Origin of the sequence: Citrobacter sp. Cs237 (assembly GCF_030332325.1) — a bacterium.
Lineage (GTDB): Bacteria > Pseudomonadota > Gammaproteobacteria > Enterobacterales > Enterobacteriaceae > Citrobacter_A > Citrobacter_A sedlakii.
In genome coordinates this window covers 1-347 of the sequence record NZ_JAOWIB010000003.1, presented here as the reverse complement: position 1 = coordinate 347, position 347 = coordinate 1, and the positions used below count along the sequence as shown (strand labels likewise).

Genomic DNA, 347 nt, shown 5'->3' with positions numbered 1-347 from the left:
GACGGCGCCACCGTCACCGGGACCGCCGAAGCCGGTACTACCGTGACCATCTACGCCAGCGACAACACGCCGCTCGGTTCCGCGCTGGTTCAGCCCGACGGTAGCTTTACTGTCACGCTCGACACACCGCAAACCAACGGCGAGATCTTAACGGCTGTCGTCACCGACACGGTGAATCTGACCAGCCCACCGTCGACGACCATCGCGCCGGACATCACTCCACCGCAGCCAGCCGGTAATCTTGACGTTTCCGATGACGGCGCCACGGTCACCGGCACTGCCGAACCGGGCAGCACCGTCACCATTCGCGATCCCGATGGCAATCCGCTGGGTCAGGGCACTACGGA

At 64.6% G+C, this 347-nt stretch carries 1 protein-coding gene; it reads left to right on the top strand.

The window, feature by feature from the left end; all coding sequences use genetic code 11:
- Positions 1 to 347, top strand: a 347-nt coding sequence (locus OGY07_RS00015; RefSeq protein WP_286597882.1) for an Ig-like domain-containing protein, incomplete at both ends; no start/stop codon positions are given.